The 25,000-nt window shown below is 36.9% G+C and carries 17 protein-coding genes and 3 pseudogenes; 5 read left to right on the top strand and 15 right to left on the bottom strand.

Annotation, left to right across the window (positions count from 1 at the left end):
- Positions 1-137 precede the first annotated feature (137 nt).
- Both NSQ14_RS02085 and NSQ14_RS02080 read right to left on the bottom strand, forming a co-directional pair.
- Positions 138-1,646 (bottom strand): annotated as a pseudogene (locus tag NSQ14_RS02085) (IS1182 family transposase); the annotation flags it as partial.
- A gap of 584 nt (positions 1,647-2,230) precedes the next feature.
- Positions 2,231-3,739 (bottom strand): annotated as a pseudogene (locus NSQ14_RS02080) (IS1182 family transposase); the annotation flags it as partial.
- Between the two features lie 889 nt (positions 3,740-4,628).
- Between NSQ14_RS02080 and NSQ14_RS02075 the strand changes: the two are divergent.
- Positions 4,629-6,137 (top strand): annotated as a pseudogene (locus tag NSQ14_RS02075) (IS1182 family transposase); the annotation flags it as partial.
- 977 nt (positions 6,138-7,114) lie between these two features.
- Here NSQ14_RS02075 and NSQ14_RS02070 read toward each other — a convergent pair.
- The 13 genes from NSQ14_RS02070 to NSQ14_RS02010 all read right to left on the bottom strand — a co-directional run bounded on the left by NSQ14_RS02070 (position 7,115) and on the right by NSQ14_RS02010 (position 20,599).
- A complete protein-coding gene (locus NSQ14_RS02070; RefSeq protein WP_034767566.1) occupies positions 7,115-8,188 on the bottom strand; it encodes an ABC transporter substrate-binding protein in 1,074 nt (357 codons plus the stop codon).
- Positions 8,185-8,985, bottom strand: a complete 801-nt coding sequence (locus NSQ14_RS02065; RefSeq protein WP_034767564.1) for an ABC transporter permease — start codon at positions 8,983-8,985, stop codon at positions 8,185-8,187. The genes NSQ14_RS02070 and NSQ14_RS02065 overlap by 4 nt, the downstream gene beginning before the upstream one ends.
- Positions 8,985-9,791, bottom strand: coding sequence for an ABC transporter permease (locus tag NSQ14_RS02060; RefSeq protein ID WP_034767561.1), 807 nt, complete (start codon positions 9,789-9,791; stop codon positions 8,985-8,987). Before NSQ14_RS02060 ends, NSQ14_RS02065 begins: the two co-directional genes overlap by 1 nt.
- Positions 9,781-10,893 (bottom strand): ABC transporter ATP-binding protein, encoded by a 1,113-nt coding sequence (locus tag NSQ14_RS02055; RefSeq protein WP_034767559.1) that lies wholly within the window; start codon positions 10,891-10,893, stop codon positions 9,781-9,783. Before NSQ14_RS02055 ends, NSQ14_RS02060 begins: the two co-directional genes overlap by 11 nt.
- 210 nt (positions 10,894-11,103) lie before the next feature.
- Positions 11,104-11,652 carry a helix-turn-helix domain-containing protein gene (locus tag NSQ14_RS02050; RefSeq protein WP_034767557.1) on the bottom strand — a complete coding sequence of 183 codons (549 nt, stop codon included), beginning with the start codon at positions 11,650-11,652 and terminating at the stop codon, positions 11,104-11,106.
- A gap of 545 nt (positions 11,653-12,197) precedes the next feature.
- Positions 12,198-12,461 (bottom strand): hypothetical protein, encoded by a 264-nt coding sequence (locus NSQ14_RS02045; RefSeq protein WP_346216806.1) that lies wholly within the window; start codon positions 12,459-12,461, stop codon positions 12,198-12,200.
- A 401-nt stretch (positions 12,462-12,862) separates the two neighbouring features.
- Entirely contained in the window at positions 12,863-14,176 is a 1,314-nt protein-coding gene (locus NSQ14_RS02040) for a HAMP domain-containing methyl-accepting chemotaxis protein (RefSeq protein ID WP_346216805.1), read from the bottom strand.
- Between the two features lie 341 nt (positions 14,177-14,517).
- The gene (locus NSQ14_RS02035) at positions 14,518-15,243 is read right to left on the bottom strand and encodes a DsbA family oxidoreductase (protein WP_326973357.1); all 726 of its coding nucleotides are present in this window, start codon (positions 15,241-15,243) and stop codon (positions 14,518-14,520) included.
- 520 nt (positions 15,244-15,763) lie between these two features.
- On the bottom strand, positions 15,764-17,200 hold the full coding sequence (locus tag NSQ14_RS02030; protein ID WP_041845825.1) for a sensor histidine kinase: 1,437 nt from the start codon (positions 17,198-17,200) through the stop codon (positions 15,764-15,766).
- Positions 17,197-17,892 carry a response regulator transcription factor gene (locus NSQ14_RS02025; RefSeq protein ID WP_034767551.1) on the bottom strand — a complete coding sequence of 232 codons (696 nt, stop codon included), beginning with the start codon at positions 17,890-17,892 and terminating at the stop codon, positions 17,197-17,199. The genes NSQ14_RS02030 and NSQ14_RS02025 overlap by 4 nt, the downstream gene beginning before the upstream one ends.
- Positions 17,893-18,357: 465 nt before the next feature.
- On the bottom strand, positions 18,358-19,194 hold the full coding sequence (locus tag NSQ14_RS02020; protein WP_041847735.1) for an undecaprenyl-diphosphate phosphatase: 837 nt from the start codon (positions 19,192-19,194) through the stop codon (positions 18,358-18,360).
- A gap of 41 nt (positions 19,195-19,235) precedes the next feature.
- Positions 19,236-19,847, bottom strand: a complete 612-nt coding sequence (locus NSQ14_RS02015) for a DedA family protein (RefSeq protein WP_034767547.1) — start codon at positions 19,845-19,847, stop codon at positions 19,236-19,238.
- A 599-nt stretch (positions 19,848-20,446) separates the two neighbouring features.
- Positions 20,447-20,599 carry a YpzG family protein gene (locus tag NSQ14_RS02010; RefSeq protein WP_072012629.1) on the bottom strand — a complete coding sequence of 51 codons (153 nt, stop codon included), beginning with the start codon at positions 20,597-20,599 and terminating at the stop codon, positions 20,447-20,449.
- A 506-nt stretch (positions 20,600-21,105) separates the two neighbouring features.
- Between NSQ14_RS02010 and qoxA the strand changes: the two genes are divergently transcribed.
- From qoxA to qoxD, 4 genes are read left to right on the top strand one after another with little or no spacing between them, the layout of a single operon-like run.
- A complete protein-coding gene (gene qoxA / locus NSQ14_RS02005) occupies positions 21,106-22,080 on the top strand; it encodes a cytochrome aa3 quinol oxidase subunit II (RefSeq protein ID WP_041847736.1) in 975 nt (324 codons plus the stop codon).
- A complete protein-coding gene (gene qoxB / locus NSQ14_RS02000) occupies positions 22,070-24,040 on the top strand; it encodes a cytochrome aa3 quinol oxidase subunit I (protein ID WP_034767542.1) in 1,971 nt (656 codons plus the stop codon). Before qoxA ends, qoxB begins: the two co-directional genes overlap by 11 nt.
- Positions 24,025-24,630, top strand: coding sequence for a cytochrome aa3 quinol oxidase subunit III (qoxC, locus tag NSQ14_RS01995; RefSeq protein ID WP_227140303.1), 606 nt, complete (start codon positions 24,025-24,027; stop codon positions 24,628-24,630). Before qoxB ends, qoxC begins: the two co-directional genes overlap by 16 nt.
- Positions 24,631-24,936 carry a cytochrome aa3 quinol oxidase subunit IV gene (gene qoxD / locus NSQ14_RS01990; RefSeq protein ID WP_034767540.1) on the top strand — a complete coding sequence of 102 codons (306 nt, stop codon included), beginning with the start codon at positions 24,631-24,633 and terminating at the stop codon, positions 24,934-24,936.
- Positions 24,937-25,000: the final 64 nt, after the last annotated feature.

The raw sequence follows: 25,000 nt of genomic DNA, 5'->3' as shown, positions 1-25,000 counted from the left end.
TCGTGACCACTGAAAAAAGCCATTTTTTTTATGTAAAATTTGCTGTGTAGTGTAAGAAATTTTCTGTAAATGGTATTTTTTACAATAGAATTTAGATGAATTTTCTGTAAATGGTACTCTTTACCATAGAAATTAGTAAAAATGACAAATGTTTGGATATAATTCGCCTTTTTAGAGGATAGTATGGCGGCTATCCTCTTTAAATTTACTGCCAAGGCTGTGAGCTTGGCTTGTAAGCCCATGCTTTTTAGACCGTACCATTTGGCACGATCTAACCCGTGGAAATTCTTCATTTCGCCATTTTTCCCTTCTTGGCATGCTCTTTTTTTATACTTCTCTTTAAATCCCTCCGATTTCTGTTGTTGACTATACTCATAAAATTCTGGGGTGTTGATTCCGATCCCTAATACTTTCCCGACTGTTTTTCCGGTTATGCAAACTTCTCGCATTGGGCAATTTCTACATTGTTCTCTGTCAAAATAGTAATTATACGTTTCTTTTCCACATTTTCTTATGTAGTGTTTCTTTTTGATTGTTTTGTTTCCTTGACTACAGAACCACTCGTCAGAATCTTTGTTATAACTGAATCTTTCTTCGTCTATGCGATATGCAGCTTCACTTACAGGGATGTATGCCTTTGCTTTAAGTTCAGAGATTTTGTCTAAGATTGGCTTTTTAAAATAGGCTTTATCACCGTACACTTCTGGTATTTTTATTCTCGTTTTCTTGGTTAACTCTAATAATTCATCAAACTTCGTGCCATCCACATAAGCTCCATTACCAGTATGTACAGCTGTAATTATTCGATCTTCTGTTGTCATCATAAATTCCGTTTTATAACCAAAGAAAGGATCATTTTTGCTTTTATACCCTATTCTCGCTTCTTGGTCGACAATCGATCGTACCCCTCTTTGCTCTATAAACTTCGGGTCTGCTAAAATTTCTTTCGCATTATTAACGAGTGCTTTTGTTTCAGGTGCTTTCTCTAGTTCAACTAGTTCTTCTACCTTTGATACCGTTTCTTCAAGATAGGACTTCATTGTTTTTCTAGCTTCATCATGGTTTTCTATTTCTTTATAATCAGGGATTTCTTGGTTGATTTCACTTGGTATTTCTCCGTTTTCTTCTTTAACCGTTTTAAAGATTTTTTTCGCTAATTGTTTCATGACTCGTTCCGGTCTATATTTTTTGGTGTTGGCTTCTGTATGAGTGGAATCAATCGTTATACCAGAAACCTTTTGTAAAATTCCTTTTTCAATGCATTGGTTTATGATTTCAATAATAATTTCATCTATGGTGAGATTGCCTTCTAATCTACTTTTACGAAATTTTGTCAAAAGACTTGGGTGAGGGAGGTCGTCTTCCGGATTGATTCCTAAAAAATACATATATGCAAGGTTTAATGAGCAATTTTCTATAACTTTCTCATCAGATAAGTCATAGAGTTTTTGTAACACCAAGATTTTAACCATAAGTTCGGGCTCTTTTGCTGGCCTTCCATATTCTTTACAGTAAGTTTTTTCAAGCATTTTATTGATAAAACTAAAATCTACTTCATCTCTTAATAATTTAAGTGTATGATTTTCAGGAATTTTATCGTATAATATGGAATAGATGCTTAATTGATTATCTTTTTCTTTAAGCATGATAGATACCCCCAGTTTGGTTTTGGTTTGTAGTATAACTTTATTATACCAAATATTGGGGGTATTTTTTTCAATTTATTATACATATAATTATTTCGAATTTTCAGATTGACTTTTTCAGTGGCCCCGAACCCTTCTATTGGACAATTTTTCCTGATTGAGACTCCATTTTGTCCATGATAGCCGTTCTATTGGACAGTTTTTACTGATTGAGACTCCATTTTGTCCATGAGAACCCTTCTATTGGACAATTTTTCCTGATTGAGACTCCATTTTGTCCATGAGAACCCTTCTATTGGACAGTTTTTACTGATTGAGACTCCATTTTGTCCATGAGAACCGCTCTATTGGACAGTTTTTACTGATTGAGCCTCCATTTTGTCCATGAGAACCCTTCTATTGGACAATTTTTCCTGATTGACCTCTTTTTTTGTACATGAGAACCGTTCGTGACCACTGAAAAAAGCCATTTTTTTTATGTAAAATTTGCTGTGTAGTGTAAGAAATTTTCTGTAAATGGTATTTTTTACAATAGAATTTAGATGAATTTTCTGTAAATGGTACTCTTTACCATAGAAATTAGTAAAAATGACAAATGTTTGGATATAATTCGCCTTTTTAGAGGATAGTATGGCGGCTATCCTCTTTAAATTTACTGCCAAGGCTGTGAGCTTGGCTTGTAAGCCCATGCTTTTTAGACCGTACCATTTGGCACGATCTAACCCGTGGAAATTCTTCATTTCGCCATTTTTCCCTTCTTGGCATGCTCTTTTTTTATACTTCTCTTTAAATCCCTCCGATTTCTGTTGTTGACTATACTCATAAAATTCTGGGGTGTTGATTCCGATCCCTAATACTTTCCCGACTGTTTTTCCGGTTATGCAAACTTCTCGCATTGGGCAATTTCTACATTGTTCTCTGTCAAAATAGTAATTATACGTTTCTTTTCCACATTTTCTTATGTAGTGTTTCTTTTTGATTGTTTTGTTTCCTTGACTACAGAACCACTCGTCAGAATCTTTGTTATAACTGAATCTTTCTTCGTCTATGCGATATGCAGCTTCACTTACAGGGATGTATGCCTTTGCTTTAAGTTCAGAGATTTTGTCTAAGATTGGCTTTTTAAAATAGGCTTTATCACCGTACACTTCTGGTATTTTTATTCTCGTTTTCTTGGTTAACTCTAATAATTCATCAAACTTCGTGCCATCCACATAAGCTCCATTACCAGTATGTACAGCTGTAATTATTCGATCTTCTGTTGTCATCATAAATTCCGTTTTATAACCAAAGAAAGGATCATTTTTGCTTTTATACCCTATTCTCGCTTCTTGGTCGACAATCGATCGTACCCCTCTTTGCTCTATAAACTTCGGGTCTGCTAAAATTTCTTTCGCATTATTAACGAGTGCTTTTGTTTCAGGTGCTTTCTCTAGTTCAACTAGTTCTTCTACCTTTGATACCGTTTCTTCAAGATAGGACTTCATTGTTTTTCTAGCTTCATCATGGTTTTCTATTTCTTTATAATCAGGGATTTCTTGGTTGATTTCACTTGGTATTTCTCCGTTTTCTTCTTTAACCGTTTTAAAGATTTTTTTCGCTAATTGTTTCATGACTCGTTCCGGTCTATATTTTTTGGTGTTGGCTTCTGTATGAGTGGAATCAATCGTTATACCAGAAACCTTTTGTAAAATTCCTTTTTCAATGCATTGGTTTATGATTTCAATAATAATTTCATCTATGGTGAGATTGCCTTCTAATCTACTTTTACGAAATTTTGTCAAAAGACTTGGGTGAGGGAGGTCGTCTTCCGGATTGATTCCTAAAAAATACATATATGCAAGGTTTAATGAGCAATTTTCTATAACTTTCTCATCAGATAAGTCATAGAGTTTTTGTAACACCAAGATTTTAACCATAAGTTCGGGCTCTTTTGCTGGCCTTCCATATTCTTTACAGTAAGTTTTTTCAAGCATTTTATTGATAAAACTAAAATCTACTTCATCTCTTAATAATTTAAGTGTATGATTTTCAGGAATTTTATCGTATAATATGGAATAGATGCTTAATTGATTATCTTTTTCTTTAAGCATGATAGATACCCCCAGTTTGGTTTTGGTTTGTAGTATAACTTTATTATACCAAATATTGGGGGTATTTTTTTCAATTTATTATACATATAATTATTTCGAATTTTCAGATTGACTTTTTCAGTGGCCCCGAACCGTTCTATTGGACAATTTTTCCTGATTGAGCCTCCATTTTGTCCATGAGAACCGTTCTATTGGACAATTTTTCCTGATTGAGCCTCCATTTTGTCCATGATAGCCGTTCTATTGGACAGTTTTTACTGATTGAGACTCCATTTTGTCCATGAGAACCCTTCTATTGGACAGTTTTTCCTGATTGAGCCTCCATTTTGTCCATGAGAACCGTTCTATTGGACAATTTTTCCTGATTGAGACTCCATTTTGTCCATGAGAACCCTTCTATTGGACAGTTTTTCCTGATTGAGCCTCCATTTTGTCCATGAGAACCGTTCTATTGGACAATTTTTCCTGATTGAGACTCCATTTTGTCCGCGAGAGCCTTTCTATTAGACAATTTTTGCTAATTGACTCCTCATTTTGTCCATGATAGCCGTTCTATTGGACAATTTTTCCTGATTGAGACTCCATTTTGTCCATGATAGCCGTTCTATTGGACAGTTTTTACTGATTGAGACTCCATTTTGTCCATGAGAACCCTTCTATTGGACAGTTTTTCCTGATTGAGACTCCATTTTGTCCATGAGAACCCTTCTATTGGACAGTTTTTCCTGATTGAGACTCCATTTTGTCCATGAGAACCCTTCGGGGCCACTGAAAAAGTCAATCTGAAAATTCGAAATAATTATATGTATAATAAATTGAAAAAAATACCCCCAATATTTGGTATAATAAAGTTATACTACAAACCAAAACCAAACTGGGGGTATCTATCATGCTTAAAGAAAAAGATAATCAATTAAGCATCTATTCCATATTATACGATAAAATTCCTGAAAATCATACACTTAAATTATTAAGAGATGAAGTAGATTTTAGTTTTATCAATAAAATGCTTGAAAAAACTTACTGTAAAGAATATGGAAGGCCAGCAAAAGAGCCCGAACTTATGGTTAAAATCTTGGTGTTACAAAAACTCTATGACTTATCTGATGAGAAAGTTATAGAAAATTGCTCATTAAACCTTGCATATATGTATTTTTTAGGAATCAATCCGGAAGACGACCTCCCTCACCCAAGTCTTTTGACAAAATTTCGTAAAAGTAGATTAGAAGGCAATCTCACCATAGATGAAATTATTATTGAAATCATAAACCAATGCATTGAAAAAGGAATTTTACAAAAGGTTTCTGGTATAACGATTGATTCCACTCATACAGAAGCCAACACCAAAAAATATAGACCGGAACGAGTCATGAAACAATTAGCGAAAAAAATCTTTAAAACGGTTAAAGAAGAAAACGGAGAAATACCAAGTGAAATCAACCAAGAAATCCCTGATTATAAAGAAATAGAAAACCATGATGAAGCTAGAAAAACAATGAAGTCCTATCTTGAAGAAACGGTATCAAAGGTAGAAGAACTAGTTGAACTAGAGAAAGCACCTGAAACAAAAGCACTCGTTAATAATGCGAAAGAAATTTTAGCAGACCCGAAGTTTATAGAGCAAAGAGGGGTACGATCGATTGTCGACCAAGAAGCGAGAATAGGGTATAAAAGCAAAAATGATCCTTTCTTTGGTTATAAAACGGAATTTATGATGACAACAGAAGATCGAATAATTACAGCTGTACATACTGGTAATGGAGCTTATGTGGATGGCACGAAGTTTGATGAATTATTAGAGTTAACCAAGAAAACGAGAATAAAAATACCAGAAGTGTACGGTGATAAAGCCTATTTTAAAAAGCCAATCTTAGACAAAATCTCTGAACTTAAAGCAAAGGCATACATCCCTGTAAGTGAAGCTGCATATCGCATAGACGAAGAAAGATTCAGTTATAACAAAGATTCTGACGAGTGGTTCTGTAGTCAAGGAAACAAAACAATCAAAAAGAAACACTACATAAGAAAATGTGGAAAAGAAACGTATAATTACTATTTTGACAGAGAACAATGTAGAAATTGCCCAATGCGAGAAGTTTGCATAACCGGAAAAACAGTCGGGAAAGTATTAGGGATCGGAATCAACACCCCAGAATTTTATGAGTATAGTCAACAACAGAAATCGGAGGGATTTAAAGAGAAGTATAAAAAAAGAGCATGCCAAGAAGGGAAAAATGGCGAAATGAAGAATTTCCACGGGTTAGATCGTGCCAAATGGTACGGTCTAAAAAGCATGGGCTTACAAGCCAAGCTCACAGCCTTGGCAGTAAATTTAAAGAGGATAGCCGCCATACTATCCTCTAAAAAGGCGAATTATATCCAAACATTTGTCATTTTTACTAATTTCTATGGTAAAGAGTACCATTTACAGAAAATTCATCTAAATTCTATTGTAAAAAATACCATTTACAGAAAATTTCTTACACTACACAGCAAATTTTACATAAAAAAAATGGCTTTTTTCAGTGGTCACGAACCCTTCTATTGGACAGTTTTTCGTGATTGAGACTCCATTTTGTCCATGATAGCCGTTCTATTGGACAGTTTTTACTGATTGAGACTCCATTTTGTCCATGATAGCCGTTCTATTGGACAGTTTTTACTGATTGAGACTCCATTTTGTCCATGAGAACCCTTCTATTGGACAATTTTTCCTGATTGAGACTCCATTTTGTCCATGAGAACCCTTCTATTGGACAGTTTTTCCTGATTGAGACTCCATTTTGTCCATGAGAACCCTTCTATTGGACAATTTTTCCTGATTGAGACTCCATTTTGTCCATGATAGCCGTTCTATTGGACAGTTTTTACTGATTGAGACTCCATTTTGTCCATGAGAACCCTTCTATTGGACAATTTTTCCTGATTGAGACTCCATTTTGTCCATGATAGCCGTTCTATTGGACAGTTTTTACTGATTGAGACTCCATTTTGTCCATGAGAACCCTTCTATTGGACAGTTTTTCCTGATTGAGCCTCCATTTTGTCCATGAGAACCGTTCTATTGGACAATTTTTCCTGATTGAGCCTCCATTTTGTCCATGAGAACCCTTCTATTGGACAATTTTTCCTGATTGACCTCTTTTTTTGTCCATGAGAACCCTTCTATTGGACAGTTTCGGGCTTTTGGAAGGAAAATTGTCCAATAGAGCGATTTTACTGGACAGTTCCGTACTTTTTTTAAAAAAAATTGTCCAAAAGAGCGGCCCTCTTGGACAGTTCCGTACCTTTTTACGAAAAATTGCCCAATAAAACCGCCCTCTTGGACAGTTTCGTGCTCCATTTATTAAGACCCTTTTACCACTCTTACCTTCTTTATTTTGTATGCATTTTAAATTCAAGATAAAGATCATTATAGTAGCTAAGCATATCTTGCCCTAAATTTTCATACACTTCAAGCCGATCCGTCAGTTCCGGTGAAGGATAGAACCGCTCATCGGAAACCGTCTCTTCTGGGAGAATGGACATGGCGGCTTTATTCGGGGTCGAGTAACCAACATATTCCGCATTTTGTGCCGCAACTTCCGCATCCAACATGAAATTAATAAATTTATGAGCTCCCTCAATATTTTTAGATGTTTTCGGAATGACCATATTGTCAAACCAAAGATTGGAGCCTTCTTCCGGAACAACATAGTCCAAGTTTTCATTTTCCCACATGATGTCCGCTGCGTCCCCGGACCAAATAACGCCAATCGGTGCTTCTTCATTGACCAACAACATTTTGATCTCATCGCCAACAATTGCCTTAATATTTGGTTGCAACTTTACTAATTTATCCTTTGCTTCTTGTAAATGAACTTTATTTTTATCATTTAACGAGTAATGTAAACTGTTTAACCCAAAGCCAATGACTTCACGAGCTCCGTCAACAAGTAAGATTTGATTTTTTAAGTCGTCAGCCCACAGGTCATTCCAGCTATCAAAGGTACGATCACCAAGCATTTTTTTATTATAGACAATCCCAACCGTCCCCCAAAAATAAGGAACAGAATATTCATTATCCGGATCGAAGGGTAGGTTTAAAAACCGTTCATCAATATTTTTCAAATTCGGCAGCTTTGATTGATCAAGTTTAAGCAACAACCCTTCTTCTTTCATTTTTTGAATTGCGTATTCGGACGGCATCGCTACATCGTATGACGTTCCCCCTTGGCGAATCTTCACCATCATCGCTTCATTCGAATCAAAGGTTTCGTAAATCACTTTAATTCCTGTTTCCTTTTCAAATTGTTTAATTAAATCCGGGTCGATATACTCACCCCAATTGTACACCGTTATTGTGTTTCCGCCTGCATAACCTTCAGAAGCATTTAGACGTTGAACCCAAAACATGAGGGCAAAGGAAACAATGAAAATAACAGCAAATGTTTGAACTAATTTTTTCATTTTCTTGCCCCCAATCCGATGATTCGACCATTCCGTTTTGAAATGAAATAATAGCCGATGACAAGTAATATCGTAAACAAGAACAAGATCGTTGACAATGCATTAATGGTCAATGAAACACCTTGTCGTGCCATCGAGTAGATTTCAACGGACAATGTGGAAAAGCCATTACCAGTTACGAAAAAGGTAACCGCAAAATCATCCAATGAATAAGTTAGTGCCATGAAAAATCCTGCAAAAATACCCGGTGTAATATACGGTAAAATCACCTTTGTTAACACATTAAAATTACTCGCTCCAAGATCCTTGGCTGCATCAATCAAGGTTGAACTCATTTCTTGTAACTTCGGTAAAACCATAATCACGACGATCGGAACAGAAAAAGCAATATGAGATAAAAGAACAGATGAAAATCCCAACTTAATTCCGACTATAGTAAACATGATTAAAAAAGACGCACCGATGATAACATCGGGACTAACAATTAAAATATTATTTAACGATAATAAAACATTTTTCGTCTGTCTTTTTTTCAAATGCCAAATCCCGACTGCACCAATTGTACCCAAAATCGTAGAAATAGCAGATGATAATAGCGCAATAATAATTGTATTTAGAACAATAATTAACAGGCGGGTATTTTGAAATAAATCTTTATACCATTCCAACGAAAAGCTTTCAAATTCATACATTTTCCCGCCGCTGTTGAATGAATAATACATTAGATAAAAGATTGGGGCGTATAAAATCAAAAAAACAATTGTTAAATAAATGGTGGATAGACTCTTTTTCTTCATCACCCGACACCCCCACGCTTTTTATTCCCGGTTAGCAACATAATAATCACCATACTAATAATTAAGAACACTGCAATGGTCGAACCCATGCCCCAGTCCTGTGTAACGAGAAAATGTTGTTCCACAGCTGTACCTAATGTAATCACCCGGTTTCCGGCAATAAGTCTTGTTAACATGAACAAACTAAGGGCTGGAATAAATACGACCTGACATCCGGACTTCACACCATCAAACGTTAACGGGAAAATCACCCGACGAAAAGTTGTCCAACCGGAAGCCCCTAAATCCCTCGAGGCATCGATGAACGACGGATTTAATTTATCCAATGCATTAAAAATCGGTAAAATCATAAACGGAATAAAAATATAAACAGAAACAAAGATAAAGCTGAAATCCGTAAATAAAATTTGCTTTTTGCCAATACCAAACACTTCCAAAAGGGCATTAGCAAAACCGTATGTTCCAAAAATCCCGATGAACGAATAAGCCTTTAACAATAGATTAATCCAGGAAGGCAAAATAATTAACAACAACCATAATTGTTTATATTTTGTCCTAGTTAGTAAAAAGGCGGTTGGATAGGCCACAAGCAAAGATACAGCGGTAATTAACAAGGCATACCAAAATGAACTTAATGTCATTTTTAAATAAACCGGTGTAAAAAATTTTTGGTAATTTGCCAGTGTAAAATTCCCGTGAATATCCAAAAATGAATAATAAACAATGAGCAGAATCGGCATAATCACAAATATTGCAATCCATATCACATAAGGAATGAGGTAAAAGTTTCGGCTTCTAGTCTGCATCTTTATCACCATAGGAATCATAGCTTTCTAGTCTTGCATCAAATTCCTCTTCCGTTTCCCCAAATCTCATGACATGAATCGCTTCCGGTTCAAAATAAAGGCCGATTTCCGCTCCAATTTCTGCTTTTTTTGTCGAATGGATGATCCATTCATTGCCGTTTTCATCATAACTGCATAGCTCATAATGAACACCACGGAATAATACTGTGTCCACTTTTACATTTAGTTTCCCCCGGTCCGGAGTGGTAATCTCTAAATCTTCCGGGCGAATAACAACTTCTACCGGCTCGTTGGGGCTAAAACCTTGGTCAACACATTCAAATTGTTTACCGTCAAATTCCACCAAAAAGTCGCGTATCATTTTTCCTTTGATGATATTCGATTCCCCGATAAAATTGGCAACAAACCGGTTAATCGGTTCATCATAAATATCCCTCGGTGTTCCTTTTTGTTGGATTTTCCCTTCATTAATAACAAAAATTTCGTCACTCATCGCCAGAGCTTCTTCCTGATCATGGGTTACAAAAACAAAAGTAATGCCTAACCGTTGTTGTAGTTCCCGTAATTCATATTGCATCTCTGTCCGAAGTTTCAAATCCAGTGCAGAAAGGGGCTCGTCCAAAAGCAGGACTTCCGGTTCATTCACAATTGCACGGGCAATCGCTACCCGCTGCCTTTGACCACCGGACATTTCTTTAATTTCCCGGTTTTCAAATCCTACCAAGTTTACAAAACGAAGAGCTTCTCGGACCTTTTTATCGATTTCGTCATTTTTCATTTTTCTAATACGAAGGCCGAAAGCGACATTTTCATAAACATTCAAATGCGGGAAAAGGGCATAATCCTGAAATACGGTATTCACCTGCCGTTTATTGGCGGGAACATGGTTAATCAATTTATCTTTAAAATAAATTTTCCCGCTCGTTGCCTCAATTAATCCGGAAATAAGCCGAAGAATCGTTGTTTTACCGCATCCGGATGGACCAAGAAGGGTATAAAACTTTCCTTTTTCCATTTCAAAACTTACATTATCCAATATTGGTGGGTCATCATCATATTGTTTTGTTACATTTTCAAAGCGGATAATCGGTTGCTCAGTCATTGGTGCTCCCCCTTTATGTTTTTTACGTTAGGCTATTTTATAAATGAAACTTCAACCAAGTGAATGCCGGGGCCACTGAAAAACAATTCGAATAAGTTCACTCACTCAATATATAGTAGGATAGACCACAAAGTTACATCTAAATATGGTGTTAAGCATGTGATTTTAGCACTTCTTCAGTGGTCTCGCGAATGCCACCAAACTTGATTTTTATAAGTAAGAATCGGTGGCAACTAGTAAAATTTTTGAAACCCCATCATGATGATTGAAAATTTGGTGTTCATTGGAAGCATAGAAATAAACAGATTCCCCTTCCTTCGCTGTATAAGTCGTTCTCCCCAGCTGCACGGCTATTTCTCCTTTAAGAACGTAAATAAACGTTTCCGCAAGCGATGGTTCAAACTCTTTAAATTTCCCATTTGGTTCGAGGGTTAAAATAATCGGTTCCATATCATTTTCATTCGACTCCGGTACAAGCCACTGAATTTTGTAGCCATTTTCTTCGTCGATATACTCGGTTTGGTCTTCTTCCCCGTAGACCACTTTTTGACCATTATCCTTATCATCAAAAAATTCTTTAGGTGAACAACCGAGCACTTCTAAGATGTCGAAAAACGTCTCGATTGACGGTGAACTTAAGTCTCGCTCGATCTGGGAAATGTACCCTTTACTTAAATCGGTCCGTTCACCTAGTTCTTCCTGTGTCAATCCCTTTTTCAAACGTAAATTTTTGATTTTCTTACCAATTCCCCGATTCATCACATTACCTCATTTAAATTAGTGTTTACCAAAACTAAACCTTTTGTAAAGAAAGTTTTCTATTTATAAACATAAAGTTTACTAATTCAGTTTTCTATTATACATGATTTTTCATAGCTTGCAATACATTTCTTCAATAAAAATAGATTCTTTGTAAAAAAATTTTTGGTCAAATGAACATGAGGTTTTGGCTGAAGGAATTATCATGGATTTTCATGGCTTGCTATCTTTTTCTTTTACAAAATCTACTTGTTTTTAAAAACATCTGGTCATATGTGCATGACGTTTTTACTGAAGGACGAATAAGAGCGAATGTTTCTGTTGAACGTTGATTGCGCTTGAGGACAGATTTATTTGAGACGGATGGGTGGCGAGAATGAATCTCGTCGCCAATATAGAAGCTCTCTCAACCAAAAACGGTGACGAGATTGGGTTTCGCCGCCAAAATTAAGCTTTTTTCTACCCAAAACGACGACGAGAAAGGGTCTCGTCGCCAAAATTGAGCATTCCCAGACCAAAAACGGTGACGAGAACGAGTCTCGTCGTCAAAATAGAAGCTTTCTCAACCAAAAACGGTGACGAGATTGGGTTTCGTCGCCAAAATTAAGCATTTTTCTACCCAAAACGGCGACGAGAAAGGATCTCGTCGCCAAAAACAAGCATTTCTCACCCAAAAGTGGTGACGAGAACGGGCCTCGTCGCCAAAAACAAGCATTTCTCAACCAAAAGTGGTGACGAGATTGGGTTTCGTCGCCAAAATTAAGCTTTTTTCTACCCAAAACGACGACGAGAAAGGGTCTCGTCGCCAAAATTGAGCATTCCCAGACCAAAAACGGTAACGAGATCGAGTCTCGTCGTCAAAAAAGTGAGTTTTTTACCCCAAAACGGTGACGAGAACGAGTCTCGTCGTCAAAATTAGGGATTTTTTTACCCAAAACGGCGACGAGAATGAATCTCGTCGCCAAAATTAAGCATTTTTCTACCTAAAACGGTGACGAGAATGAATCTCGTCGTCAAAATTGAAGCTTGCTCACCCCAAAATGGTGACGAGAACGGGCTTCGTCGCCAAAATTGAGCATTCCCAGACCAAAAACGGTGACGAGATTGGGTTTCGTCGCCAAAATTGAGCATTTCTCACCCAAAAGTAGCGACGAAAAACGGGCATCGCCGATTTATTAGTTTTCTAAGTTACGGAACTCAAGTTATCAAGTTATATATTAAACTCTTGAATTACACCTTTTAGATTACTTACTTCTTTTTCTAATTCCAGTGTATGGCTGTGGATGTTTTTAATCGATTGATTTGATTCCTGTACACTTGCTGAAGTCTCTTCAATCCCGGCAGCGGACTCTTGTGTAACTGAAACAATAGACTCCAGTAAATTGCTAATCGGGTGGGCATCATCAATAACATCGTATAATGAATTTGACATCGCCTCGATTTGATCAACAACCTTATTTATTGTTTCGAACATTAATTGGAATACTTCTCCGGTTTTCTTCATTTGTTCTGTACCATCGTCCACTAATTGATAGCCTTCTTCTAATGATCCAAGTACATTTTTCGACTCATCTTGAATATCTTTTAAAATGACATTAATATTACTGATGGAAGCATTGACTTGTTCGGCCAGTTTTCTGACTTCATCGGCAACAACGGCAAACCCCCGACCGTGTTCGCCTGCCCGTGCCGCTTCAATCGATGCATTTAAAGCCAAGAGATTCGTTTGATCAGCGATTTCTTTAATAACAACGATCAACTGGTTTATATTTTTAATTTTCTCATTCAAACCCTTTACCATTTGCAATGATTGATTAAACTTTTTATTGATTTCGCCCATTTTTTGTGACGTTACTTCTAAATTTTGACTTCCTTCATTCGTAATATTAACCATATTTTCAGAAATGTTTTTTACATCCTGTGATTTATACACCACATTCGCAATCGTTTCCATAAACTCTTGCATTTTTTCAAAAAGGTCATTTGCAGATGATGCTTGACTTTCGGACCCCGCTGATAATTGTTCCATCGTAGTGGCAATTTGTTCGCTTCCGGCTTTGATATCTTCAGCACCCGTTTTCAGCAATTTACTTTTATCTGCCACCAGATTTGACACGTAGTTAATTTGGGTAATCATAGTATTCAAATTATCTTTCAAAGTGTTTACAGCTTGTCCTAATTGACCAATTTCATCATTTGAAGTAATTTTGATATCAGCTATTTGCAAATTCCCGTTTGCAATTTCATCTGCCACCGTTGCAACCTTTTTAAGACTGCTTTCAATACCCCTGCTGATCAAGTGTAGAAGAACAACACCGATTAACGCCGCTATGATAACTGAAATAATTAACATATTAGACAGACCGGCTAATTGGGCTTGAATTTCCGGATTATCGATCCCTGAACGAATATGAAATAGATTTATACCAACAATTGTTGAAGCGATCAAGAATATGATGATCGTACCTGCCAAAGCAATCCGGTACTTGGTACGAAACTTTAAATTACGATAAAACTTTATCACTGTTCATTCCTCCAATATTCTTCTTTTTTAAACCAAGCAAATAAAATATGATATACGTGATCGGAAAAATTATGTAGTAGCAGTCGTCTTGTCGACTTTCATACGTTGCAATATTCATAGATACGGATTTGGTTCTTAATTTCCATTTTAAGCGCTTTTCGCTTTTCCAACAATAGCTTTTCAGTAATTTCGTACTAGGTCAAATGACTCATTGCCATTAGGCGACTCATCACTACCACGCTAAAAACTGCCACAGTGTGAGCAATGTGGATGTGACGAAATTTTGTACTTTCTTAAAAAAATAGACTATCGCTTTGTTCTTTGGCGATAGTCCTTCCTGTTTATATTTCGTTTTTATCGGGAAGCTCACACCCGTCCGCAGTACAGTTGGCAGCTTTCTCACTGCCAAGCGGCTGAAGTTTTGTACTCAAATGTTCTTCTTCCCAAGCTTTTTGTAATCCATTTGTGAAAACTTCTGTCGGCTGAGCACCGGAAATGGCATATTTTCGATTAATGACAAAAAATGGAACGCCGCGGACGCCCAACATTTGTGCCTCCATTTCGTCTGTACGTACTTCATTGGAAAATTGATCACTTTCCAAAACTTCTTTCACCTCATTTTTATTTAATCCGACTTCTTCTGCCAGCTGGATTAATGTATTCATATCATCAATTCGCCCTGACTCGATGAAATGAGATTTGAGTAATCTTTCCGTCATCTCCATAAGCTTGCCTTTTTTTTCGGCAAATTTGGCCAAACGATGAGCCTTAAACGTGTTGGTTGGCGACATGGAAGAAAAATCGTAATTTAGCCCAACCGAAGCTGCCTGGTCAATAATATTTTGATTTGCATTTTTGGCTTCTTCTACTGAGATTCCGTATTTTTTTGCTATTGCTTGATCAATGGTGATCGAATCGTTCGTTTCAACATTCGGGTCGAGTTCAAAGCTTTTAAACACGATTTCCACTTGATTGCGGTAGGGGAATTGATCCAACGCCATTTCTAACCGCCTTTTTCCTATATAACAGAACGGACAGACAAAATCCGACCAAACTTCTATTTTCATTTCGGCACCTCATTTTCCTTTTCTTGTTGATTCTTTTTCCAACAGTGAATTTATTTTACCATACCTGTTCTTGTGCAAAAAATAATCTGCACCGGGGGCACGTGCATAATACATACGAAACTTGGTAAAAGGGCCAAGACTGAATAAATAAGCACGTACATGAAAATTGACCACACGGCAAAAGGTACCAGACTAAATAACATGACAAAACCGGCATTGTTAATAGGACAAGTACCTCTAAATTGTCCATTTTGCAGAAAAACTTTCCCGTATATCTCTATTTTGTGCAAAATTTCCGCAAAAAACCCACTCAGCTTTTTGGTACTAATCATGTGATTTTAAAAGTGAGCTACTTGATTTGACCAGTCACAATCTATTCGTATGATTTTAAAAGTGAACTACTTGGTTTGACCGACCACTATCTATTCCTTTGATTTTAAAAGTAAGCTACTTAATTTAACCAGCAACATTCTATTCCTCTGATTTTAAAAACGAGCTACTTGATTTTACCGGCCACAATCTATTCCTCAGCTTTTAAAAGGGGCTTATTTGGTTTGACCGGCAACCAAATGGTAAATTTCGTTCCCTTTCCTTTTTCACTTTTTACATCAATTTTTCCGTCATGCAGTAAAACTAACTGCTTTACAATAGATAAGCCGAGGCCAAATTCACCAAAAGGATTGCTTTTTCTTGATATATCCGCTTTGTAAAAACGATGCCAAATATTTTCCACGTCTTTCGGGTCAATGCCGATACCGGTATCTTCAATTTCAATGACGGTACTATCGGCAGCCTCTCTCCCGCGAAGGGTAATTAAGCCGTTTTCGGTAAATTGAATACTATTTTTGGTAATATTTAGCAAAATTTGCACAAGTCTATCATAGTCGGCATAAACCATTGTATCGTTTTCCACATCCACTACGATTTCGTCATTTCGCTCTTCCGCTTGAATCGCTAACTGATCTTTAATAATCTCAAAAACATCAATGAGTTCAATCTCTTCCTTATTTAATTTCACTTGGTTGGAACGAATTTTTTCATAATCCAAGTTTTCATTGACTAACCGGATCAATCGTTTCGTTTCTTGGCTGACAAGTGCCAGTCCTTTTTCCTTTTCACTTTCAGGGATCATATTGTTTCGTAACCCTTCAATGATACCGCTAATCGTCGTTAACGGTGTTCTCATTTCATGGGATACGTCTGCCATGAACTGCCGCCTGCGATTTTCCAAACTTTCAATCTCATCCATCGACTTTTTCAATTTCCCCACCATCTTATTAAAATCACTGGCCAATTCCCCGATTTCATCAAAATCAGAATCGCGTACCGTTACATTGTAATCGCCGCGTGCAACCGCAGATGTCGCTTTTTGCAGCTGTTTAATCCGTCGTACATGAATTTTGGAAAGAAACCAACTGATGATAAAAGAGATACCTAAAGCAATGCATACCGTTATGATCAAGTAGCTGTTAAACTCTTGAATCATCTCCCGGGTTCCGCTGACGGGAGCTGTTAACAAAATTCCGCCTAATAAATAGTCGCCCTTTTTATAAGGGAGTATCACAAGGGATACCGCCTGTTCAAAACGGTTAAAATCAACATTGACCACTACCCTTTTCCCCTGCGAAATTTGTTCCCATTCTTTTTCAGTAAATTGAATTTGCAAATTTCTATTATCAATCGGATAAACAATTTGCCCGTTTGAATCAAACATCGTTAAATATATGTTTCTCTTTTTCAAAACGTCTTGATAATCATTTAATGTGAATGTATCTGTTAAAAAGTTATTATTTAAGTCTTTTAAAATTTGTTCCCCGTAGGAAATCAATTCTTCTTCTTTATTTTTATAAACGAGCGATTCAACATATTGAGATACGAGCAAGCTTAAAATGAGGAAGGCAACAGTAATAATACCGAGATGGCTGAGCATTTGTTGATACATATATTTTACTTTCATTTGTCCACCAGCTCATCAAATTTGTAACCAACCCCCCATACTGTATGAAAAAAGGGTTGATTTTCTTTTCCCAGTTTTTTTCTTAATCGCTTAATATGAACATCTACTGTTCGCTCATCGCCGTAAAATTGATAACCCCAAACTTGGTCTAATATTTGTTCCCTTGAAAAGACTTGGCGCGGATGTTGAAGGAAGAATATTAATAAATCAAATTCTTTTGGTGTCAAATTCATGATCTGCTCATCATCTAACCAGACTTCCCTTGTTTCTTTATTAACCTTAAAATGCTTCGTTTGCACTACATCTTTTGGAACTTCCCCCTGAGTCGTATATTGGGCTCTTCTCATTACCGCTTTAATACGAGCCATTAATGCCAGTGGACTAAACGGTTTTGTCACATAATCATCCGCCCCCATCTCAAGCCCAAGTACTTGATCCGACTCGGAATCCTTTGCAGTCAAAATAATTATCGGTACATTATTTTGTTCCTCACGAATTTTTCGGCAAATCGTCACCCCGTCCATTCCCGGCAGCATCCAGTCAATAATCAGCAAATCCCAATCTTCCGCCATGGCTCGCTCATAACCTTCTTTCCCGTCATGGACAAATGTTCCATTAATTCCTTCATTAATAAAAAACATGTCAATCATTGAGCAAACATTTTCATTATCTTCTATTACGAGAACTTTCATTTTAATCAGCTCCACTTTTCACCTTTACTCTTACTATCAAAATTAAAACGAGTGAGCAGAAATATCAACTTTTTTTATTCTAGTTTCAAAAGATATTTTTCCGGCCAAAGAGATGACTGAATGGAAGAAATCACAAGTTCAGATTTACAAGTGGCACCCAAATGACGATTTCAATAGGCTCAAAACAAGGTGAATTCATACAAATAACGCTTTAGTAACTGTCTTTTTTATTTTTAATGATTGCTTAATAGTTTGTTCATAGTTTTTTCATATTTAACCCTTACAATAAAAAACATCAAGGCTCTCCTTCCTTTTTAATATAGATTTTGGGCTGCCGGAATGGACTTGTTTGTTCATTTCAGCAGCCCCTTCTTTTTTTATCATTTTGTCATTGAATCTACGAGGATCCTACACAAGCGGTATCACTATATTAAAAAACAGCGGAAATTCATTACCGCTGTTTTTTTATTTTACCAATAATAGTAAAAGGACCGCTAAGATAATTCGATAAATGGCAAACGGTACAAGTTTAATGCGATTGATTAGTTTTAAGAAGAAACGAATTGAAATCAATGCAAAAATAAATGCACTAATGAAGCCGGCAATGAAAAACGGCAAAGCGTCGATGGAAAAATATTGCCAATTTTTCACTAGCGAAATGAGACTTGCCCCGGCCATAATCGGTACAGCCATAATAAATGTAAAATCCGCTGCAGCTCGGTGACTGAGACCCATTAAAACCCCGCCTGAAATTGTTGCCCCTGAACGGGAAAAGCCCGGCCATAACGATAAACATTGAAACAAACCAATCAATAATGCTTGCTTGTATGTGATTTGATCGACCGTCTCCGCTGCTGGTCGCTTGGCTCTGAATTTATCGGCAAAAATCATTAAAATCGCTCCGGCAATCAATGCATATACAACGTACTGATAGCCAAACAAAACTTCATCAATGATATCTTCAAAAAGGACGCCCAAAATCCCGGCCGGTAAAATTCCTACTATTATATGGGTAAGTCGCAGGTGACCGGTTGATTTTTGCCCAATCTTAAAGGATCTCTTCTTCAGTCCCAATAAGTCCAAAAAACGATCCTTCATGACAACAACGACGGCCAGTATCGAACCTAATTGAATTACAACTTTAAATGTATTGGCTACATATTGTCCACCTAAAAACTCTTTTGATTGTAGCCAAAGATCATCAACAATAATCATGTGTCCGGTTGAAGATACCGGTGCAAATTCTGTTAATCCTTCAACCATTCCTAAAATAATCGTCTTTAAAAACATAAGAAAATCCATGAAATATTCTCCTTCATCACATAATATGTAACTTATTTTCTTTATTTTTGGGTTTTTGAACGGCGGATAAAGTAAATGATAACAGCAATTATCGCTATTGCAATCAGCATATAAACGATGTTCGAATAAATATCCATGTATTCAACAATTTTTTCCCAAGATTCCCCAAGTTTTGCCCCAAGTGTGACAAGGATGGAGTTCCAAATAATCGTTCCTGCTGTTGTAAAAAATAAAAATAACGGAAAGTTCATATGTGCCATCCCGGCAGGAATTGAAATCAAACTACGTATTAACGGAACCATCCGACAGAAAAAAACAGTCCAATAGCCATATTTTTGAAACCAATGGTCCGCCTTTTCAACATCTTCTTTTTTCACACGTAAGAGATAACCCCATTTGTCGACAATTCGTTCAATTTTTTCAACATCTAACCAACGACCGAGCGCATACAAAATAACGGCACCGAAGACCGATCCAATTGTCGCAGCAAAAATAACACCAAGCACAGTCAGATTGGTTGTTGTCGTCATAAAACCGCCAAAAGTAAGAATGACCTCCGATGGTATAGGAGGAAATACATTTTCCAAACATATTAATAAAAATACACCAAAATAACCGAATTGTTCCATAAAACCGGTAATCCAATTTTCCATTTTTATTCCACCTTTATAAACATGTCCATATTTTATTTTATTGTCCAACTACATAAGTATGATATTTAGCTTAGATAATCTTTCAAAATCGCGCTTAGTACGTATTTAATCCATAGAACCCAACAGCATGATTATATGATCTTTGGCACGATACATACACTTTTTTAATCTTACCATCAAATTCCTTGTCCGAAAAGATATTTAAAAGAAAAATAAGAAAAACAAAAGAAGTTAATTTCATAACCCCGATGAGAAGACGTTTGAAGGTTTTCATCTGAATTCGGTGTTCGAATTTTTCTTTTTTTACTATTGAATTTGGTAGGGGAACTGTTGAATTTTGGCTTTTACTGTTGAATTGGACGGGGGGATTGTTGATTAAGGTACCCTACTGTTAAATCGGGCGGGATTCTGCTGAATCAAGCTACTTTACTATTGAATCCAACAGGGATACTGCTGAATCAAGCTACCTTACTATTAAATCCAACAGGGATACTGCTGAATTAAGGTTTAAGATTTTCTATACTATAAAAAGGACAGGAAAGTTTTCCTGCCCTCTTTTTTGCGACTGTGCGACTTTCGCTTTCGTCGCAGAACTTACCCTACCATCGATGTGCCTTGGCATTACTCCGCAAAATAATATTATTTTGTGACATTTCTGTATGACCGTTCACTTGCGATTTCATCCGTTTCGGCCTAGTCCAATTATGGTGAAACAATTGTCTTGTGCGGTCAACATCATGGAAATAAGCCATTTTATCACCTCTTGGCAGGATTTGATATTCAAAAGAATATCATGATTATTTTGCTATTTCTTCACAAAATATATGAATTTTTTTATTAAATTCATGTAAAATTTCCGTAGAACCAGTTCATACAAGTTTTTATCCGCAATATTTTTTAGCCTTTCCAGAAAGTTTTAAAAACAACTACAACAACTTGTCAATGGTGGTTTTTCCCAATTTATACTTTTTATGTGGTTTATAGTAAATACAATTTTATCCTTAACTAATTTGTAACAATTTAGGGCTTCCATTTAAAAAGTTATAGTTTACAATATAGATGTAGTGTTAACTATATTGTAATAATGTATTTTGTAATTTATCACAAAGGTAAGCCTTTCCAAATCTAGTTTTTGTCTACTTTGTGAAATAATTAACACTTTTGTCTAAAATGTGAACAAATTTAGTCAAGAGTGTGAACAAGTCTATAACTTTATTGCAATTATATGAATTTCAACTTCTAAGAAAGGGAGAGTCGTATGAAAAAAAGGAAAAGCCTGCTTTTATCAGTATTCTCAGTCATGCTTGTGTTTCTGCTTAGCGGCTGTGAAATGGCTGAACTGGTAGTATTCAACCCAAAAGGACCGCAAGCTGAAAAAATTCTTGATTTAATTAACTGGTCTCTTGTTTGGATTGGACTTATCATGGTTGTCGTTATTGCCTTGTTTGTTTATATTGTCTGGAAATATCGGGCACGTCCGGATAATGCGGATTATGAACCACCGCAAGAAAAAGGTAATCATCTTGTGGAAATTATTTGGACAGCTATTCCATTCATCATTGTGGTCATCCTGATGGTTCCAACCGTTACCACTTTATTTGATCTGGAAGAAGTTCCAGCAGGTTATGAAGACCAAGAACCATTAGTTATCCATGCAACTTCAGCTGACTGGAAATGGATATTCAGTTATCCGGAACAAAATATTGAAACCATTAACTATGTAAATATTCCGGTTAACCGTCCTGTACTATTTAAATTGACATCGGCAGGAACCATGCAGTCATTCTGGATCCCTGCATTAAGTGGTCAAAAATACACGATGGCAAAAATGGAAACAGAACTTTATATAGTAGCAGATCATGAAGGGTCTTACTTTGGCAGAAACTCAAACTTCAATGGTAAAGGATTCAAAGAAATGGAATTTGAGGTACTTGCCCAATCTCCACAGGATTTTGATAAATGGGTAAAAGAAGTTCAGGAAAAAGCACCTAAATTAACAGAAGAAATGTATGCAGAAAAACTCAAACCTTCACATTTAGGTAGAGAGACGTTTTCAAATACACATCTTGAATGGGTTGATCATGCGGATCATCATGCTAAAGAATATTTAAATCCTGAATTATACCGTGTTCATGGTTATCCGGGCAAAACTTTTACTGATGAAAATAATGATATAGACAACGATACAGAAAACAGTGACCATCATCATGGAGGTGACCATAGTGGACATTAAATGGGATAAAATTTTAATCACTGGCGATCCACTCATTTTAGGTTCACAAATAGCAATTGTACTGACAATGGTCGGTATTGTTGTTGGCCTAACTTATTTTAAAAAATGGAAATATCTTTGGTCAGAATGGTTAACATCAGTTGACCATAAACGAATTGGAATTATGTACATCATCATGGGTGTGCTTATGTTCTTCCGTGGTGGTGTCGACGGCTTAATGATGAAAGCCCAAACAGCCGTACCGGAAAATACATTTTTAGATGCTCAACATTACAATGAAGTCTTTACAACTCACGGCGTAATCATGATTTTATTCATGGCGATGCCGATGTTAATCGGAATTATAAATATTGCCATGCCGCTTCAAATCGGGGCTAGGGACGTGGCATTCCCGCAATTGAACTTATTAAGTTTTTGGTTGACTTTTGCCGGTGCAATGCTATTTAACCTCTCGTTTGTCGTTGGTGGCTCCCCGGATGCTGGGTGGACATCATACTTCCCGCTTGCCGGTAAAGAGTTTACACCCGGAATCGGTAATAACTTTTACATGGTTGCCCTGCAAATTGCCGGTATCGGTACTTTGATGAGCGGAATTAACTTTATCGTCACAATTATGAAGATGCGGGCACCGGGTATGAAATTAATGAGAATGCCAATGTTTTCTTGGACGACATTAATTACATCATTAATTATTGTCATTGCCTTCCCGATCTTTACAGTTGCATTATTATTGGGAACAATGGACCGGATTTTCGGTACACACTTCTTTACCGTTGCAGATGGCGGTCTGGATATGCTTTGGGCTAACCTGTTCTGGTTATGGGGTCACCCGGAAGTGTATATTGTTATTCTACCGGCATTCGGTATTTACTCGGAAGTTGTTGCAACATTTTCAAAGAAACGTTTATATGGTTATACATCAATGGTTATGGCAATCGTTGTTATTTCCGCCTTAAGTATGCTTGTATGGGTTCACCATTTCTATACTATGGGCGTTGGACCTGCAGTTAACTCTGTGTTCTCCATTACAACGATGGCAATTGCGGTTCCAACCGGTATTAAAATGTTTAACTGGCTCTTTACTATGCGCAAAGGCCGGATAGAATTTACAGCACCAATGATGTGGACATTAGCGTTCATCCCTACGTTCTTAATCGGTGGGGTAACAGGGGTTATGCTCGGAATGGCAGCTGCAGACTTCCAATATCATAATACATTGTTCTTGGTTGCTCACTTCCATTACACATTAATTCCTGGTGTTGTTTACGCAGTATTTGCAGCACTTTATTACTGGTGGCCAAAAGTGTTTGGATTCAAATTGAATGAGCGAATCGGTAAATGGCATTTCTGGTTATTTAACATTGGATTTAACTTAACATTCTTCCCAATGTTCTTCCTTGGTTTACAGGGAGCGGCAAGACGGATGTACACTTACTCGGAAGAATCCGGATTATGGCCGTTATATGCATTATCTGCAGTAGGTGCAATTTTCCTTGCTGCCGGTTTTGCAGCACTTTGCTATAACATTTACTGGAGTATTCGTTACGAAAAACGGACAACAGAAAATGATCCGTGGGGTACAGCAAGAACGCTGGAATGGGCTACTGCAACACCTGTTCCGCATTACAATTTTGCTGTTGTTCCGGAAGTTACCGATGTTGATGCTTATTGGGAAATGAAAAAGAATAAAGATAACTTTGCATTAGATCCAAATAAAATTAAACCAATTCATATGCCAAGTAATTCCGGATTACCTGTATATATGGGGGCAGCCTTCTTAATTGCAGGATTCTTCCTTGTCTTTGAATGGATTCCTTTAGCAGCAATTTCCGCTTTCCTCATCTTTGCAGGAATGATTAAACGCTCCTTTGAATACGATGATGGTTACTATGTTCCGGTTGAAGAAATCATCGAGAAAGAGCGTACATGGAGAGGTGATTCGAAATGGAAAGCAAAATGATTAATCACTCTGTACCGACAGAATACCAATCAGAACAAGGAAAATTAAATATATTAGGTTTCTGGATTTTCATCGCGGCAGAAATCATTTTATTTGCAACATTGTTTGCCGTCTATGGGGTTCTTCATACAAGAACCTCTGACGGGCCGACTGGAGAGGAAATTTTTGTTATAAAAGATGTTGTCATTCAAACAATGCTTTTGTTAACAAGTAGTTTTACCGCCGGATTAGTCATTCATGAAATGCGACGTGGAAATGTTCGCGGGTTAATTACTTGGTTAATCATTACTTTAGCATTGGGTGGCGGCTTCCTGTATATGGAAATTAATGAGTTTATCCATTATGTTCATGCAGGCGCCGGGATTCAAACAAGTGCATTTACATCCAGTTTGTTAACTTTACTGGGAACACACGGAGCCCACGTCACTTTAGGTATCTTTTGGGCGATAATGGTTATCATCCAGCTGCTGCAAAGAGGAATTACACCAATAACAGCAAGTAAAGTTCATATTTGGGGTATTTATTGGCACTTCCTTGATGTTGTTTGGATTTTCATCTTTACATTTGTTTATGTAGGGGGGTTAATTTAGATGAACAGCAAGTCACATAATAGTTTCCCCTATACGCATGTTGTCGGGTTTTTATTATCCATTGCTTTAACCATTGCGACGTTATTCGTTGCCTTTAAGACAGGTCTTTCAGCAGGTATTGTGATGATTATTATTGCCGGGTTGGCTGTTGCTCAAGCAGGACTGCAACTATTTATGTTCATGCATATGACAGAAGGCGAAGATCGCGATACAAAAGTGGTCCATACGGTATATGCGGTGTTCATGGCTGTTGTCATTGTCGTTGGTTCCATCTGGGTTATGACTGCCGGGCATCCAATTCATTAAACTTATCATGATACAGTGTAAAAAACGGGTTTCCCAAAAGGGACCCGTTTTTTTAGTCCATGTT

The organism is Caldifermentibacillus hisashii (assembly GCF_039654145.1).
In the GTDB taxonomy this organism is placed as follows: Bacteria; Bacillota; Bacilli; order Bacillales; family Caldibacillaceae; genus Caldifermentibacillus; species Caldifermentibacillus hisashii.
The sequence above is the reverse complement of the archived record's forward strand: the minus strand, read 5'-3'. Positions and strand labels throughout refer to the sequence as shown.

What these genes read in the sequence shown, in the direction of transcription:
- NSQ14_RS02070 (WP_034767566.1), bottom strand. Translation starts at nt 8,188, where the DNA reads ATGAAAAAATTAGTTCAAACATTTGCTGTTATTTTCATTGTTTCCTTT.
- NSQ14_RS02065 (WP_034767564.1), bottom strand. Translation starts at nt 8,985, where the DNA reads ATGAAGAAAAAGAGTCTATCCACCATTTATTTAACAATTGTTTTTTTG.
- NSQ14_RS02060 (WP_034767561.1), bottom strand. Translation starts at nt 9,791, where the DNA reads ATGCAGACTAGAAGCCGAAACTTTTACCTCATTCCTTATGTGATATGG.
- NSQ14_RS02055 (WP_034767559.1), bottom strand. Translation starts at nt 10,893, where the DNA reads ATGACTGAGCAACCGATTATCCGCTTTGAAAATGTAACAAAACAATAT.
- NSQ14_RS02050 (WP_034767557.1), bottom strand. Translation starts at nt 11,652, where the DNA reads ATGAATCGGGGAATTGGTAAGAAAATCAAAAATTTACGTTTGAAAAAG.
- NSQ14_RS02035 (WP_326973357.1), bottom strand. Translation starts at nt 15,243, where the DNA reads ATGAAAATAGAAGTTTGGTCGGATTTTGTCTGTCCGTTCTGTTATATA.
- NSQ14_RS02030 (WP_041845825.1), bottom strand. Translation starts at nt 17,200, where the DNA reads ATGAAAGTAAAATATATGTATCAACAAATGCTCAGCCATCTCGGTATT.
- NSQ14_RS02025 (WP_034767551.1), bottom strand. Translation starts at nt 17,892, where the DNA reads ATGAAAGTTCTCGTAATAGAAGATAATGAAAATGTTTGCTCAATGATT.
- NSQ14_RS02020 (WP_041847735.1), bottom strand. Translation starts at nt 19,194, where the DNA reads ATGGATTTTCTTATGTTTTTAAAGACGATTATTTTAGGAATGGTTGAA.
- NSQ14_RS02015 (WP_034767547.1), bottom strand. Translation starts at nt 19,847, where the DNA reads ATGGAAAATTGGATTACCGGTTTTATGGAACAATTCGGTTATTTTGGT.
- NSQ14_RS02010 (WP_072012629.1), bottom strand. Translation starts at nt 20,599, where the DNA reads ATGGCTTATTTCCATGATGTTGACCGCACAAGACAATTGTTTCACCAT.
- qoxA (WP_041847736.1), top strand. Translation starts at nt 21,106, where the DNA reads ATGAAAAAAAGGAAAAGCCTGCTTTTATCAGTATTCTCAGTCATGCTT.
- qoxC (WP_227140303.1), top strand. Translation starts at nt 24,025, where the DNA reads ATGGAAAGCAAAATGATTAATCACTCTGTACCGACAGAATACCAATCA.
- qoxD (WP_034767540.1), top strand. Translation starts at nt 24,631, where the DNA reads ATGAACAGCAAGTCACATAATAGTTTCCCCTATACGCATGTTGTCGGG.